Below are 14,219 nucleotides of genomic sequence, written 5' to 3'. Positions count from 1 at the left end.
CCGGCGATCCACGAGCCCCCGCCGTCCGAACCACCTCGGTGAGCGATGACCAAATGCGGTGGGCAGTCGAAAACGCAGCCGCCATCGAGCAATCCGCAGGACACACCACTCCTGCCCATTACGAGCAAATTGGCCGCCGAATACGCGGCCGGGTGATCATGAATGGCAATCGACTTGGATCAGCCAGGTGTCGGGAGGTAGCGCGGCGATCAGGACCGCATAGGTGTGGTCCCATTCAGCGGCGCCCACCGGATCTTCATCCCAGTACGGGGCTTGGCGGCGTTGGTGCCAATCGCCGTTCAAATCGATGAAGGCGTAGGTCGCGGTGAGCGAGTCGGCGGAAATTTCGCGTAGACGAGCCATTTCCGTGCGCGTTGACACGCCCCCGTCGTTCTCGTCGGTCAAGATCCACATCGGGTCGAAGAGCCCACCGATGGACCAGTAATCCCACTGCCCTTGCGGATTCCGGGTCGTATAGGTCTCGCCGTCGGGCCCGATCTCCCATGGCTCGTACCGACTGATCCAGTGGTCGTAGACCTGCTGGTCCGTCCAACCCGAGCGATCGGGGTCCCGGCTGACACTGATCGAACGTCGACCCAGCGCGATCAGCTCCGCACGCGTGTACTCCACGTATGGCTCCATCTCGCGCTCCCTGTCATACCGAGCGAGCGTATTGCGCAGGTGCGGGAGCAGTTCATCTCGAGTCAGCTCGCCTGGAAGACAAACGGTCACTGCGAAATGGGCCATGTGCGCTATGGTGCCGCAGCGTCGGTCCGGTGGGTGGGATCAGGTGGCGAAATCGGGTAATTCTAGCTACGCGCGGCGTTACCTTGGGGCGATCAATGGTGATCTGTGGCAAGGAATTACGGCATGAAGCTGATGTATGCGTTGTGGGGCGAGGGGCTGGGGGAGCGGCTGCGGGGGGAGGAATTGCGGGAAGCGTTGGCGGGGGTGGGGGCGACCGCGCTGCAGGTGAATGTTCGGGATGCGGATGTCGCGGCGGCACAGGTCCGGCATTCGACCTATGAGGCGCCGATCGACGCGGTCGTGAGCGTATGGACCGAGGGCGACCGGGAGGCGGTCACGGCTGTCTTGAAGTCCGTCGCGGAGGACGTGAACGGCTGGATCGTGGACGAGCGGCAGCCCATCGTGCCGCCGCGGGTCGACGACGGGGTGCGGACCGAGGCCCTGGCGAATATCGCGATTCTGCGGATTCCGGAGGATCTGACTCGGGAGGAGTGGCTGCATCGGTGGCACGATTTGCATACGCCGGTGGCCATCGAGACACAGGATACGTTCGGGTATGTGCAGAACACCGTCAGCGAGGCGGTGACGCCGGGGAAGCGGGTGGATGCGCTGGTCGAGGAATTGTTTCCGATGGCGGCCATGACCAGTGCCCATGCGTTCTACGGGGCCGGGGATGACGATGCGGAACTGCAGCGGCGGGTGACTCGGATGATGGAGAGCGTGGTCAGTTTCGGCGCGCATCTCAATCTCGATCTGGTGCCTACGAGCCGATATGTCTACACGCTGGGCTGATCGATAGCCGGGGAAACTTTCCCGTGATCGAACGCGGAATCTCCGATAGTGTCTGGGAAGGTTTGCCGCGCAATGGAATCGGCGGACCGCCGTGTGGAAGGTGGAAGTTCTTCGTGTCTTACCTGCTCTATGACTTTCTGGAGCCGTTGATGGGTCCGTCGGCCGCCGAATACTGGGCGAGCATCTTCGTGATCGGCCCGCTGTGAGCGCTCGGCGCACAGCAACGAGCTAGCAGCATGGGAGCCGCGCCGGCGGTGGGGTGCCACCACGTGACGCCCCACCGCGGTACCGGTGGCCCGGTCGGGCCGATGCCGATCTAGCGCTTGCCGCCGAGCTTGTCCTCGACGGTCTTCACCGCGCCCTCGACCGCCTCTTTGACCTTGCCGACCGCTTTGTCGATCCCGGCCTCGAGCTGGTCGGCCTTGCCTTCGGCGCGCAGCTCGTCATCACCGGCGAGCTTGCCCGCGGCCTCCTTCGTCTTACCGCCGAGGTCCTTGGCCTTGTTCTCGATCTCGTCGCTGAACGACATCGCAACCTCTCTCTCCTTGGTGGACGCGTACATGGACAAGATGCCCCGGCACGCCCGTTCCTCACGTAGCAAACTCTGAGACATCCGTCACTCATAATTCGGCGTGAGGATCTTCGCGCGGCGGTGTCGTACCGGATGGAGCGATGAGGAGGTGCTGTGACCCACTCGGAGACGATGCTCGCGCTCGACGACGCGACCCTCGCCGGGCGGGTGCGCGACGGTGACGTGCGGGCCTTCGAGCAGTTGGTGCTGCGCTATCAGGGCGCGATGTACCGGCTCGCGTCCCGGATGCTGAGCGACCGGGCCGAGGCCGAGGACATCGTGCAGGAGGTCTTCCTGACCGCCTGGCGGCGCATCGCCCAACTCGACGACGACGCGGCCTTCAACGGCTGGCTGTACCGCATGACCACCAACCGGTGTCTCAATGCGTTGCGCAAGCGGCAGTCCGTGATGGGAGTAGACCTCGACGGCACCGAATCCCCGCGCACCGACACCCATCCCGAGCACGCCACCCAGGTCAACGGCCAGCTCGAGGCGCTCACGGTGGCGCTGCGGCAGCTCACGCCCGAACAGCGGGCGTGCTGGCTGCTGCGCGAGGTGCACGGGCGCTCCTACGAAGAGATCGGCGACATCGTCGGCGCGAACACCACCCAGGTTCGAGGGCGGATAGCGCGGGCGCGAGCACAGTTGGCGGAGGTGATGCAACCATGGCGGTGACCGACGACACCCACGACGACACCGAGGCGGACTACCTGCTGCCCTGTGGCCGTGGCCTGGAACGGGTGTGGGAGCGCCTGGACGCGGTGGCGAACGGGGCCGGTGACGCCCACGAGACCAGCTGCCCGCACTGCCGCACCGCCCGCGAGAGCCTGCTCGGGCTGCGCGCGGCCACCCAGGAACTCATCGACGAACCCACGCCGGAGCCTCCGGACCTGTTCGGCCGCATCATGTCCGCGGTGCGCGCCGAGCTGCGGCGCGGCGCGACGCTGGAGCTGGTGACACCGCATCCCGGCACGGTCGCGGTCAGCGAGCAGGCCGCCGCGGTCGTGCTGCGCTATGCCGCCGACTCGGTGCCGGGGGTACGGGCTCGCCGCTGCCGGATGCAGGTGGTCGGCACCGGGCCCGGCGGCGAATCCATCGTGCACATCTCCATGACCATCGCGGTACCGGTCATCGGCGACGGCATTCCGGGCTTGGTGCCGCGAGTGCGCGCGCGCGTCACCGCGGCGGCATCCGCGCAAACAGGTTTGCTGGTTGGTCGCTTGGACATCTCCATAGTGGACGTCTATCAGGAAGGGAAACGGTGACCCTGTCCGTCCGCACGGAGCTGATCGTGGCCGATGCCGTCGTGGCCGGGGTCGCCGCCTGGGCCGCGGCCCGCGTCCCGGGCGTGGTGCGCGTCGAACCCGGGCTGCGCGGACTGGTCGCCGGGCTCACCCGCGCGGGCAAACAGCTGTGGTCGGGGTTCGAGAGCGCCAGCGCCGACGGTGTGCGCGTGCACAACCCGGCCGAGGGCGCGCTCGGCGTCCGGCTCGAGATCGCGATCGGCGCCGAACGGGCCGCGGCGGACGTGGGCGCGGCTGTGCAGGCGGCGGTGATCGACACCGTGTTCGAGCGGCTCGGGGTCACCGTGGACGAAGTATCGGTGGTCATCGTCGACATCGAACCGGAGGCGCGATGAGCACGCCGGGCGAGCTGATCGACGCGCTCACCGCCGCGGTCGACGCGGTGCCGGGCGTACGTCCGGTGCCCCTGCTGACCGGTGCCGCGTGGCTGCCCAAGCCGTTGCGCGGCACCGCGATCGAACTCGGGCCGGACCTGGTGGAGATCCGCGTGGTTGCCACGGAGTTGCCACTGCGGCCGCTGGCCAATCGGGTCGCCGCGGCCGTCGCGCCGGTGCTCGCGGAAACCCGCTGGGCACACGCCACGGTCCGGCTGGTCGTCGCCGAGCTCGAGGCGGCGGCTCTGGAAGACAAGTGATTCCAACGCAAGGGATTCAGGAGGAAGAAATGACCGCGACCGACACCGCCAAGAACGACACCGGAAAGTCCGCCGACGCCAAGGGTTCCCGCTCGCAGGGCACCGAATCGGGTGCGGCCCGCAACGGTTCCGAGCGCACCGGGGCCCTGCAATCCGAGCAGGGCACCACCACGATCTCCGACATCGTGGTGCAGAAGATCGCCGGCCTGGCCGCCCGCAATGTGCGTGGCGTGCACGACCTGGGCGGCGGCGCGGCCCGCGCGTTCGGCGCGATCCGCGACCGCATCCCCGGCGCGTCGGCCAGTATCGGGCAGGGCGTCTCGGTGGAGGTCGGGGAGACGCAGGCCGCCGTGGACCTGGAGATCGTCGTCGAATACGGCGTGGCCATCGCGGAATTGGCGCGCGCCATCCGCCGCAGCGTCATCGCCGCCATCGAGCAGATGACCGGTCTCGAGGTGGTCGAGGTCAATATCAACGTCAACGACGTCTACATCGACGGGGATGACGACGAGCAGCAGGCGGCCGGCAGCCGCGTCCAGTAGTCGCTCCACCGAGCAGAGGAGTCGCAGGTGAACGCCACATCGATCGGTTTGGCCCTCGGGATCGCGCTCGGTTTCGCCGCCGCTTTCGGCGGCTTGGGCGCCTTCGCCATCGTGCTGGTCTGCTCCGGACTGGGGCTGCTGGTCGGCCGCTGGTTCGACGGCGCGGTGGATCTGTCCGGCTTCGTGCGGTCCGCGCGGGAACGGGGCCGGCGATGACGGTCGTCGCCGACCCGCCCGGGCGGACCACGGTCAGCGAACGCGCGGTGCGCCGCATCGTCGCGCGGGCGGCGCAGGAGGTCGACGGGGTGGAGCGCGACGTCACCGTGCGGGCGCAGCTCACCGGAGACCATGCGGCGCTGCGAGTGTCGCTGCCGATCCGGTACCCGCTGCCGGTGGCCAGGGTCAGCGAGGACTGCCGCCGGCACCTGATCCAGCGGGCGGGTGAGCTGGCCGGGGTCGCGGTGACCGAGGTGCGAATCGAGGTGACCGCGCTGGTGCTCGAAACCGACACCGCCGCGGCGCGATCGGCGAGGAGGGTCCGGTGATCCGCCGCCCGCGCCGCACCGCGCCCGCCGTGGTGGTGGCGCTGGCGGTGTTCGCGCTGTGCCTGGTCACGGTGATCTCGCTGATCCAGAAGCTCACCGGCGGCCGGGAACTCGTGTCCTACGACAGCGTCGCGACCCGGCTGCACGGCATCGAGTGGAACGATGCGATCGTGCCGGTGGTGGGCGCGGTCGTGATCGTGCTGGGTCTGCTGCTGCTCGGGGCGGCCCTGCTGCCCGGCCGTCCGGTCGTGATGCCGCTGGCCGAGGTCGACGGCAGTGCCGCGGGCGTGACACGCCGCAGTGTCCGCTCCACCTTGGCCCGGGAAGTGAACGGCCTGCCCGGCGTCGCCGCGCGCCGGATCAGGGTGGGGCGCGGGAAGATACGAGTCTCGGCCACCCACGCAGACCTGGGTCCGGTCGCCGCCGATCCGGTGCCGGCCGCTTCGGGTACGGAAGATGCTGCCGCGCAACCGCTTTCCGCGCTCGCGCCGGGTGGCGTCGATGCTCGGTCGGGCGGTGGATCGCACGGTCCGGCACGGGGCGGAGCGGACGACGTGGTGATGGAGACGGTTTCGCGGGTATTGCAACGAATCGGCCTGGCGGATTCGCGGGTGCGAACCCGGATGCGCGGGGCGCGGCGAGGGGCCGCACGATGACGGCGTCACTGAACAGGCCCGCGCGGTTGAACCGGGCACTGCTGGCTCTGGCGGGGCTGGTCCTGCTGGCGGGTGGCGGGTACGCGCTGGCGGCCTTCGGCGGCAGACTGCCGTGGGTGGATGGGAGGGACCCGGTGACGCCGGGGACCGCCGCGCCGCCCACCTGGGTGCTGGTGCTGATAGTGATCGCGGCGGCGGTGATCGGCCTGTGCTGCCTGCGCTGGGTGGCCGCCCAACTGCGCCGCGTGCCCAAGGCGGTGGACTGGGAATTGGCCGGTCCCGAGGTAGCGGGCAGCACGACGCTGTCGTCGGCGGTCGCGGCGCGTGCGGTGGCCGCGGACATCGAGGGCTACCCGGAGGTCGGCTCGGTGTCGGCGGTGCTGTCGGGGCCCGGCCGGGCGCCTGAGCTGTACGTGATCGTGACCGCGGCCGCCGGCGCCGACCTGACGGCCTTACGCCGCCGGATCCTCGGTGAGGCGGTGCCCCGGCTGCGCGAGGCCCTCGCGGTGGGTGTCATGCCGGTGACCATGGAATTCCGCCTGAGCGACAAGGGAATTGCCCTGCGTTAGCTTCACCGGGTGTGATGGGGGCCACCTTGGACCGGACTAGCAGTCCAGTCGTGTCGGACTGGCTATCTAGGGCCCACGGCCAGACGCCTAGAATCAGGGTGTTCGTCTCTCCGCGATCCCCCGAGGGTCGCATGCGATCCGATTGGCCCACATGACCCAGGAGTTTGCCGTGACCACGCCCGACACCACCCCCACCATCGGTACCGCCCGCGTCAAGCGCGGCATGGCCGAGATGCTGAAGGGCGGTGTGATCATGGATGTCGTCACGCCCGAGCAGGCCAAGATCGCCGAGGACGCCGGCGCCGTCGCGGTCATGGCGCTCGAGCGGGTTCCCGCGGACATTCGCGCCCAGGGCGGCGTGTCCCGCATGTCGGATCCGGACATGATCGACGGCATCATCAACGCCGTCTCCATTCCGGTCATGGCCAAGGCCCGCATCGGCCACTTCGTCGAGGCGCAGATCCTGCAGTCGCTCGGCGTCGACTACATCGACGAGTCCGAGGTGCTGACCCCGGCCGACTACGCCAACCACATCGACAAGTTCGCCTTCACCGTCCCGTTCGTGTGCGGCGCGACCAACCTGGGCGAGGCGCTGCGCCGAATCACCGAGGGCGCGGCCATGATCCGCTCCAAGGGTGAGGCCGGCACCGGTGACGTCTCCAACGCCACCACCCACATGCGCACCATCCGCGCCGAGATCCGCCGCCTGACCTCGCTGTCCAAGGACGAGCTGTACGTGGCCGCCAAGGAACTGCAGGCCCCCTACGAGCTGGTGTGCGAGGTCGCCGAGACCGGCAAGCTGCCCGTGGTCATGTTCACCGCCGGTGGCATCGCCACCCCCGCCGATGCCGCCATGATGATGCAGCTCGGCGCCGAGGGCGTCTTCGTCGGCTCCGGAATCTTCAAGTCCGGCAACCCGGCTCAGCGTGCCGCCGCCATCGTCAAGGCCACCACCTTCTACGACGACCCGGACGTCCTGGCCAAGGTCTCCCGCGGCCTGGGCGAGGCCATGGTCGGCATCAATGTCGAGGAGATCCCCCAGCCCCACCGCCTCGCCGAGCGCGGCTGGTAATAGGCTCCGCGCCAAGCTGATTCGACACCGCCGGGTGGTCCACTGGACCGCCCGGCGGTTTTTTCATTGTGGCCGAGGGACTTTCGGCCCTAGCTGGGTTGCGGGTCGGATGCTAGACGTCAAGGGCGGGAGACATTGCGACTCCGGCGGGCCGAGCGCGCCCATACCGCCGGCTACCTGCGTGCATACCGCTCAGCAAACTCAGCTAATTATTTCGGACTGTACTGCGGCAAATTTACTACCTGGTGGTTTCTGGCTAGTCTTCGGCTCATTCACCGGTGAACAGTCATACACAGCTTTTCTGGCAAGGAGCCCGCATGCTGGCAATTGACCATTTCACCTATGGGTGGCTCACCCCTGTGCTGGCCTACGTCATGTCCGTGACGGGCTCGTTGCTGGCGCTGCGGTGCATGGTGCGGGCGCGGAATCAGCACGGGCACGGCGGGTGGATCGCGACCGGGGCGGTGGCGCTCGGCGGGACCGGGATCTGGGTCATGCATTTCATCGCGATGCTCGGATTCTCGGTGCAGGACACCACGATTCGCTACAACGTGCCGATCACCATCCTGAGCGCCCTCATCGCCATGGGGGTGGTGTGGCTGGGGCTGTACATCGTGGTGCATCAGCACGGGGAGGCGTTCGCGTTGATCACCGGCGGCACGATCACCGGGCTCGGCGTGGGCGCGATGCACTACTCGGGCATGTACGCGATGAAGACCGACGCCTCGGTGCGGTACGACCCGTGGATCGTCTTGCTGTCCATCGTGATCGCGGTGGTCGCCGCCACCGCGGCCCTCTGGTTCGCCTTGCACGTGAGCGGCATTCTCGCCACCACCAGCGCGGCCCTCATCATGGGTGTGGCGGTGTGCGGCATGCACTACACCGGCATGTTCGCCATGAGCGCCCACGTCGCCGACCACATGCACGCCCCGTCCGGCGCACAGGCCGGACAACTGCTCACTCCCTTGATCATCGCCGTCAGCATGGCGACCATGCTCATGCTCTTCCAGGTCGGCATCACCGAAATCGACGAGCCCGATCTGAGCCGCATTCGAGGCCAATACGCCAGCCGCTTCTGGCCGGCTCGGCGCGCTGGCAGCAAGCCGCTCGACGACGAATACCCCACCGAATCCTTCGACCCTCGCCACCGGCGGCAGTGATCGGTCCAGGGCAGGGATACAGTTCGCGTATGTCCGAGTCGACCATTGAGCAGTTGCGGGGCGCGCTGGTTGAAGCCGAATTGGAGCATCGGGTACTCGCGTTCGTGTACGCGTGGGTGCATCTCATCGAGCCGCCCGCCAAGGATCCGGCCCGAATTCTGGAATTGGTGACCGAGGACGCCGTCCTGCATTTGTCGGATGGCAGCGCGGCCGAGACGCCCGAGCAGATCGCGGCCTGGTACACCCGGACCGCCGGGGCCGTGGAGGCCAGTGCGCATCGGGTCGAGCACCTCGAGGTCGCGCGCAATGCCGACGGCACCTTGACGGTTGCCATCGACTTCGCCTGGCAGGGCATCGCGGCCGGAGACCAGGCGATGGCGGCCAGGACCCACCACGATTGGATCCTGGTCGACACCGACGGTCCGCTGCCCAAGCTGCGGGAATTCCGGGTGACGGCGGTCAAGCCGTTCGCGCCCGCGACCGCCGAGGACGCGTTGGCAGACTTCCGCGACCGGTGAGCGGTCAGCCGGATACCGAATAGCCGCGCAGCAGCGGCAGATAGACGGTGTCGACGATGTCCACGAGGACCTCGTCGGGCACCGCCGGGACACCGCGCGTCACGAACTCGTTGCGCAGCAGGTCGATTGGCGTCGTGGCGACGCGAGCGAGGCGGGCGGTGGCGGGTGCCTCCCCGCGGGCTATCCCACGCTCGAGGATGGTGAGCCACGGCCGCGTCCCTGCCTCACCGCCCTGCTCCCGCAACTGCGCCAGCAGTTCCGGCTCATTGGCCAGCTGGGAGAGCAGGCCGCGCAGGATCTCACCCAGCGGCGAAGCGAGGTGAGAATTGGCCCGCCGCAACAACTCCAGCGCATCCTCGCGCAGGCTGCCGGTATCGGGCAGGTCGAGCGCGGCCGAGGTGAGCTGCCGGTACGCCGCGACCCCCAGCGCCGCGCGATTGGGCCAACGCCGGTAGATGGCGTTCTTATTCGTACCCGCTCGCTTGGCGACGGCGTCCATCGTCATCCCGGAATATCCGGATTCGAGTAGTTCGTCGACGGCAGCGCGCAGGATGGCCTGTTCCAAGGCGGTGCCGCGGCGTCGGGTCGGTGTCGTTTCGCTCATAACGGTACTGAGCGTACCTTGTTAGAGTACGGAAAGTACCTTAAATACAGGAGGTGGCCGATGAGAGCGATCGGCGTTTGCTACGACACCGGCTTCGTGAACCGCGGCAACAGCACGCACGAACCGTTCGACATCGCGAGAGTCCGCGAGGACATGCGCGTCATCCGCGAGGACCTGCGCTGCGATGCCGTACGGATCACGGGCGGCTATCCGGACCGGCTGAAACTGGCCGCCAGCGAAGCCGCTGCAGCCGGTCTCGAAGTCTGGTTGTGCCCGTTTCTTAACGACGTCACCGAGGACGAGGTGCTCGCCGTCGTCGCCGACTGCGCGGAACACGCCGAGCGACTGCGGACCAGCGGTGCGTCCGTCGTGCTGGCCGTCGGCTCCGAACTCACCATGTTCGTTCTCGGCTTTCTGCCGGGCGACACCCTCGACGAACGCTCCGCCGCGCTTCGCACCCCCGAAGGCCAGCGTGCCCTGGCCGGAATCCCGCGGCGCGTCAACGACCTTCTGGCCCGCGCCGCGACAATCGCGCGAGAACGCTTCCACGGCAAGCTCACCTATTGCAGCCTCCCGTTCGAAAACGTGAACTGGGACCCGTTCGACATCCTGGCCACCGACGCGGGCTACCGCGGAGCCGATCTGGCCCCCGGCTACGTCGACGCCATGCGCGCCTTCGTCGCCGAGGGTGAGCGCCTCGGAAAGCCGGTCGCGATCACCGAATTCGGCTGCCCGAGCTTCCGCGGCGCGCCCGATGCGGGCCCGCACGGCTTCGACATCATCGACTGGGACCCCGCCACCGCCCGCCCGCTGCGCCTGAACGGCAGCTACGAGCGCGACGAGCAAGCCCAGGCGGCCCACATCACCGAGCTCCTGGACATCCTCGACGCGGCGGGCGTGGACGCGGCGTTCTGCTACTGCTTCGCCCGCTACGACCTCCCGCACCGCGAAAATCCCCTCGACGACCTGGATCTCGCCAGCCCTGGCCTGGTCCGTGTCCTCGAGTCGGGGGATGGCCCCACCCTTACCTGGCAGCCGAAGGCGGCCTTCACAGCACTGGCCGACCGGATCTGAGACCGACTCCGGTCGCAGGACGTTCACCCGATCCTCGAAGTCAGGTGGCCCATTGGTCATTCGGGACCCATACCGTCCGCCCGGCATCCGGCGGCAGTGCCGGAGTCGCGGCTGCCGACAACACCAATGGCAATTTCCCGTGCAACCCCTCCGGCAAGGACGTGGCGTTCTGCGACGCCAAGGTCGGTGACATCGTCGATGTCGCGATCGGCGATGTCGCGCCCACGCAGCCCTCCGTCGGCTTCGAGGAAATCGATTACAAGCTGGGCCGTTACACGCTCGGCAAGGACGCGATCAACAAGAAGTTCGAGGACTGGTGCGCCGACAGCGGTCTGATCGGCGTCGCTTCGGCCCAGCCGAACGCGACTCTGCAGAACCCGTCCACGTTCACCTGCCAGCTGAAGCCGGGCGGCGAGACCACCGCCTCGCTCAACGACATGAAGACCGTCGTCGTCGGCCCGCACGGCAAGCTGTACATGGCCGACGGCCACCACGCGCTCACCTCGTTCTGGGAGACCTCGGACGGCGGCCCGTCCATGCACATTCGCCTGAAGGTTGTCGGCAACGGGGCTTCGACGAGTTCTATTGGGGCCGTTGGCTGCGCGCCCACCAGAACGACCCCAACCTGACCATCGCCGGACACATGGGTGACCTGCAGTCGTACCTGACCCTGACCAAGAACGTTTCCCAGGCCATGGTGGCGTTGGGTCAGAACATCCAGGTCAACGGTGGCTTACACGGCGGGCCAGCTGGGCGCGCTGACCGCGTTCAACGACAAGGAGTTCGCCAAGCTGTCCAAGCCCTACTCCGACGCCAAGCCCGGCAAGCTCGCCTACATGCTGGCGTACAAGGCCGCGCACTGAGCTATTACGTCAGGCGGACGGCGGGCCGATCCGGATGATCCCACGCGATCACCAGATCGGCGTCGAGCTGGCCATGCTCCAATAGCGCTGCGACGGTGAACATCTCCTCCGGATCAGTCCGCCGTCGCAGCGCACCCGGCGACATGCGCAGGGCCACAGTCAGATCGAAGTCCAACCCGCGGCCGGTCAGCATGGGGCCCGCGATGAGCAGTACCGTTTCGGGAGCGGCCTCCCGAATCCGGGCCCGGGCGGACCGATCGGCCCGCTCGTCCCACAGCGCGGGCAGATACCGCCCACTGTCCCGAAGCGGTTTCACCACTTCGCGATTCACCGCCGCGTAATCGAACCACCCCGTGCGGTAGGTGAATTCACTATCGCGGTCGTATTCCAGCCGCACCGAGGCGGGCCGCACGAAGTCGTGCAGTGACACGACATCGGCCGGACGTCCGCGTGCCCGAAGCCGTTCGGCGACACCGCGAGCCACCGCCACCGGATCGGCGGCATCCGCGCCGTCGACGGCGATCACGGCGTACCCCCGCACCGCCATGGCCCGCTCGGTGATCAGGTCGAGCAGGCCGTCCGGGCTGATGGCGGTGAAATCGGGCACGAGACCATCATGCTCGAGGTCTCGCGCCCGGCCGCATCCGGTCAGCGATATTCGGCCAGCCGGGGTCGCACGCCGAGCAGGATCAGCACTGCGAACACCACCGCCGCGCCGTAGGGCAGCCAGTCGGTCCAGCCCGCCAGCGCGTCCTCACCGTCGGCGATGGCCGCGTCGAAGGCGTGCTGGTTGATGTCGATCGTGGCTTCCAGCGCCTTGTCGTAGGCGGCGAAATGATCGTTGGAGGCACCGGTGTCGAGGGCGATGGCCGCCCGCGGATCGGTACCCGCCAGCCTGCGCAGGGTGTGATCGTCGTGCTGGTAGACCTGGTAGGCGAGCACGCTCTGCCGGGCCGCCGCGGCCTCGCCGCCGAAGGTGATGTTGCGCAATTCCGCGCCGAGGAAGGAATCGGCGCTGACCGCCTGCGTCATATCGGTGCCGTGCGCGGCCAACGCCTGGTCCAGCGCGGCGGAATAGTCGTCCACGCCACGGGCTTGCACCCCGACCAGCCGCTGCGCCTTCGTGAAGTAGCTCTGCTGGTAGTCGGTCGCATGCTCGGGGTCGAGCAGGTACCGACTCTCGTCGGCATTGGCGTCGTAGCCGACCGCCCGCGCCTGCCGCAGCGCCAGCAGTGAGTCGAACGCGTCGCGCTTGGCCACGGTGAGCTGGTGCGCCGCCGTGCCTTCCGCGACGTAGCCGCCCACCAGCAGGCCCGCCGCCAGCACGGTCGTGACGGCGAGCGCCGGATTGACGCGCCGCCGCAGCGCGACCCGCAGCAGCACCTGGAGTCCGATGAGCGTGGCCAGCAGTAGCACGCCGAGCACCACGATCCAGGTCAGCCCGGTCACCGTCGAGTCCTCGGCGTCGTGGTACGCCTGGCTCAATACGCCGCTATTGGTATCGGCGAGTTTCTGTGCGCGCGCGAGCAGATCGGGCACCATGCCGGTGGCGGACCGATACGCCGCGAGCGTGCGCGCCGAGGGCTGCCCGGCCGCGCCGTGATCGAGATCGCTGAGCTGGAAGGTGTCCGCGGCCAGCGCCTGATACTGCCCGAACTTGTCGAGCAGGACCCGGATCTGCTGTGCCGCATCACCATTGGTGGCGATGGTCATGGCCTGCTGCAGGTCCGAGTCGGCCTGCACCCGGCGTTGCTCGTAGGTCGCGAGCGCGTTCTTGCGGACCGCCGCCAGCGTCGAATCGTTCCCGGCCAGCAGCACATTCGCCAGCTGGGCGTCCATGTCGGCCAGCGCGAAGTACAGGTCCTCGGTGGAGGTGACCGTCGGCGCGGTGCGGTGGCCGATGACATCGATGCCGTGCCGCGCCGATCGGGCGTCGCCGGTCATCACCACCGCCGTGATGGCCGCCAGCACGACGGCCAGGATCGCCAGATAGCCGATCCAGGTCGGCGTGTCGGCGCGGCCCGGCACGACCGCCCGGATCCGACCCGACAGGCCCCGGTCCGGCTCGGTCCGCGAACCGGGCCGATTCAGCAGCGTCGTCATGATGGGTTGTCCCGCTTCAAGGTCAGTGTGGTCCACGCGCCCACATGGATCCGGTCGCCGGAGCGCACCGGCACGGTCTCGCCGCGCGGAATCGGATCGGTCGCGTCATTGAGGCGCGTGCCGTTGGTGGAGGCGAGATCGAGGATGGCCCAGCCGTTCTCGGGCCGCGACAGCAGCAGCACGTGCAGGTGCGAGACGCCGGGGTCCTGCGGCGGGCCGGTCAGATCGATCTCGGGGGCTATGCCCTTGGAGGCGCTGAAGCGACCCACGCGCACCTGGCTGGTGTAGCTGCATCCCTCACAGAAGCGTCCGGTCTGCGGCTCTCCGCACCTCGGACACGGTATGCCGGCGGGTTCGGTTGCGGGCATTGCCGTTTCAGCAGCGACCATGAGCAGCCCGCACACATCGCAGTAGTCGTCGGCCGCCGAGTCGTGTCCGGCCGGACAGGTCAGCATCGCGTCCCCC

22 protein-coding genes are annotated in these 14,219 nt (G+C 68.2%); 16 read left to right on the top strand and 6 right to left on the bottom strand.

The genetic code is table 11. The annotated features are described in order from the left end of the window. Positions 1 to 156: 156 nt before the first annotated feature. A complete protein-coding gene (locus VMT65_RS11115) occupies positions 157 to 747 on the bottom strand; it encodes a hypothetical protein (protein ID WP_326308008.1) in 591 nt (196 codons plus the stop codon). Between the two features lie 123 nt (positions 748 to 870). Here VMT65_RS11115 and VMT65_RS11110 point away from each other — a divergent pair, with 123 nt between their 5' ends. Further along, on the top strand, positions 871 to 1,539 hold the full coding sequence (locus VMT65_RS11110; protein WP_326308007.1) for a hypothetical protein: 669 nt from the start codon (positions 871 to 873) through the stop codon (positions 1,537 to 1,539). 316 nt (positions 1,540 to 1,855) lie between these two features. Here VMT65_RS11110 and VMT65_RS11105 read toward each other — a convergent pair whose 3' ends face one another. Further along, positions 1,856 to 2,068 carry a CsbD family protein gene (locus VMT65_RS11105; RefSeq protein ID WP_326308006.1) on the bottom strand — a complete coding sequence of 71 codons (213 nt, stop codon included), beginning with the start codon at positions 2,066 to 2,068 and terminating at the stop codon, positions 1,856 to 1,858. Between the two features lie 156 nt (positions 2,069 to 2,224). Between VMT65_RS11105 and VMT65_RS11100 the strand changes: the two genes are divergently transcribed. From VMT65_RS11100 to VMT65_RS11045, 12 genes are all read left to right on the top strand, one after another. Beyond that, positions 2,225 to 2,785, top strand: coding sequence for an RNA polymerase sigma factor (locus VMT65_RS11100; protein ID WP_326308005.1), 561 nt, complete (start codon positions 2,225 to 2,227; stop codon positions 2,783 to 2,785). 65 nt (positions 2,786 to 2,850) lie between these two features. Further along, positions 2,851 to 3,375 (top strand): Asp23/Gls24 family envelope stress response protein, encoded by a 525-nt coding sequence (locus VMT65_RS11095; RefSeq protein ID WP_442790241.1) that lies wholly within the window; start codon positions 2,851 to 2,853, stop codon positions 3,373 to 3,375. Next, a complete protein-coding gene (locus VMT65_RS11090) occupies positions 3,372 to 3,749 on the top strand; it encodes an Asp23/Gls24 family envelope stress response protein (RefSeq protein WP_326308002.1) in 378 nt (125 codons plus the stop codon). Before VMT65_RS11095 ends, VMT65_RS11090 begins: the two co-directional genes overlap by 4 nt. Next, entirely contained in the window at positions 3,746 to 4,048 is a 303-nt protein-coding gene (locus tag VMT65_RS11085; RefSeq protein ID WP_326308001.1) for a hypothetical protein, read from the top strand. The genes VMT65_RS11090 and VMT65_RS11085 overlap by 4 nt, the downstream gene beginning before the upstream one ends. 29 nt (positions 4,049 to 4,077) lie before the next feature. Beyond that, positions 4,078 to 4,590, top strand: coding sequence for an Asp23/Gls24 family envelope stress response protein (locus VMT65_RS11080; protein WP_326307999.1), 513 nt, complete (start codon positions 4,078 to 4,080; stop codon positions 4,588 to 4,590). A gap of 27 nt (positions 4,591 to 4,617) precedes the next feature. Then, positions 4,618 to 4,806: a hypothetical protein gene (locus tag VMT65_RS11075; RefSeq protein ID WP_326307997.1), complete on the top strand. Its 189-nt coding sequence runs from the start codon at positions 4,618 to 4,620 to the stop codon at positions 4,804 to 4,806. Next, the gene (locus tag VMT65_RS11070) at positions 4,803 to 5,135 is read left to right on the top strand and encodes an Asp23/Gls24 family envelope stress response protein (RefSeq protein WP_326307996.1); all 333 of its coding nucleotides are present in this window, start codon (positions 4,803 to 4,805) and stop codon (positions 5,133 to 5,135) included. Before VMT65_RS11075 ends, VMT65_RS11070 begins: the two co-directional genes overlap by 4 nt. Next, entirely contained in the window at positions 5,132 to 5,791 is a 660-nt protein-coding gene (locus VMT65_RS11065; protein ID WP_326307995.1) for a DUF6286 domain-containing protein, read from the top strand. Before VMT65_RS11070 ends, VMT65_RS11065 begins: the two co-directional genes overlap by 4 nt. Further along, a complete protein-coding gene (locus tag VMT65_RS11060) occupies positions 5,788 to 6,360 on the top strand; it encodes an alkaline shock response membrane anchor protein AmaP (protein ID WP_326307994.1) in 573 nt (190 codons plus the stop codon). The genes VMT65_RS11065 and VMT65_RS11060 overlap by 4 nt, the downstream gene beginning before the upstream one ends. Before the next feature lie 169 nt (positions 6,361 to 6,529). Further along, positions 6,530 to 7,432 (top strand): pyridoxal 5'-phosphate synthase lyase subunit PdxS, encoded by a 903-nt coding sequence (gene pdxS / locus VMT65_RS11055; RefSeq protein ID WP_326307993.1) that lies wholly within the window; start codon positions 6,530 to 6,532, stop codon positions 7,430 to 7,432. 317 nt (positions 7,433 to 7,749) lie between these two features. Further along, entirely contained in the window at positions 7,750 to 8,592 is an 843-nt protein-coding gene (locus VMT65_RS11050; protein ID WP_326307992.1) for an MHYT domain-containing protein, read from the top strand. 29 nt (positions 8,593 to 8,621) lie between these two features. Next, positions 8,622 to 9,110: a nuclear transport factor 2 family protein gene (locus VMT65_RS11045; protein WP_326307990.1), complete on the top strand. Its 489-nt coding sequence runs from the start codon at positions 8,622 to 8,624 to the stop codon at positions 9,108 to 9,110. A gap of 4 nt (positions 9,111 to 9,114) precedes the next feature. Here the strand turns inward: VMT65_RS11045 and VMT65_RS11040 are convergent, their stop codons facing one another. Further along, on the bottom strand, positions 9,115 to 9,714 hold the full coding sequence (locus VMT65_RS11040) for a TetR/AcrR family transcriptional regulator (protein WP_326307988.1): 600 nt from the start codon (positions 9,712 to 9,714) through the stop codon (positions 9,115 to 9,117). Between the two features lie 60 nt (positions 9,715 to 9,774). Between VMT65_RS11040 and VMT65_RS11035 the strand changes: the two genes are divergently transcribed. The 3 genes from VMT65_RS11035 (at position 9,775) to VMT65_RS11025 (ending at position 11,651) form a co-directional block, all read left to right on the top strand. Then, positions 9,775 to 10,788: a hypothetical protein gene (locus VMT65_RS11035; protein WP_326307986.1), complete on the top strand. Its 1,014-nt coding sequence runs from the start codon at positions 9,775 to 9,777 to the stop codon at positions 10,786 to 10,788. Positions 10,789 to 10,832: 44 nt separating this feature from the next. Then, entirely contained in the window at positions 10,833 to 11,417 is a 585-nt protein-coding gene (locus VMT65_RS11030) for a ParB/Srx family N-terminal domain-containing protein (protein ID WP_326307984.1), read from the top strand. A gap of 99 nt (positions 11,418 to 11,516) precedes the next feature. Then, the gene (locus VMT65_RS11025) at positions 11,517 to 11,651 is read left to right on the top strand and encodes a hypothetical protein (protein WP_326307983.1); all 135 of its coding nucleotides are present in this window, start codon (positions 11,517 to 11,519) and stop codon (positions 11,649 to 11,651) included. 4 nt (positions 11,652 to 11,655) lie between these two features. Here VMT65_RS11025 and VMT65_RS11020 read toward each other — a convergent pair whose 3' ends face one another. The 3 genes from VMT65_RS11020 to VMT65_RS11010 are packed head-to-tail and all read right to left on the bottom strand — an operon-like array spanning position 11,656 to position 14,209. Next, complete coding sequence (locus VMT65_RS11020; RefSeq protein ID WP_326307982.1) at positions 11,656 to 12,258, bottom strand: hypothetical protein; 603 nt, start codon at positions 12,256 to 12,258, stop codon at positions 11,656 to 11,658. A gap of 41 nt (positions 12,259 to 12,299) precedes the next feature. Next, positions 12,300 to 13,754 (bottom strand): hypothetical protein, encoded by a 1,455-nt coding sequence (locus VMT65_RS11015; RefSeq protein WP_326307980.1) that lies wholly within the window; start codon positions 13,752 to 13,754, stop codon positions 12,300 to 12,302. After that, positions 13,751 to 14,209 (bottom strand): FHA domain-containing protein, encoded by a 459-nt coding sequence (locus tag VMT65_RS11010; RefSeq protein WP_326307979.1) that lies wholly within the window; start codon positions 14,207 to 14,209, stop codon positions 13,751 to 13,753. The genes VMT65_RS11015 and VMT65_RS11010 overlap by 4 nt, the downstream gene beginning before the upstream one ends. Between the last annotated feature and the right edge of the window lie 10 nt (positions 14,210 to 14,219).

It is taken from the genome of Nocardia sp. CDC153, from assembly GCF_035818515.1.
Taxonomy (GTDB): Bacteria; Actinomycetota; Actinomycetes; order Mycobacteriales; family Mycobacteriaceae; genus Nocardia.
The sequence above is the reverse complement of the archived record's forward strand: the minus strand, read 5'-3'. Positions and strand labels throughout refer to the sequence as shown.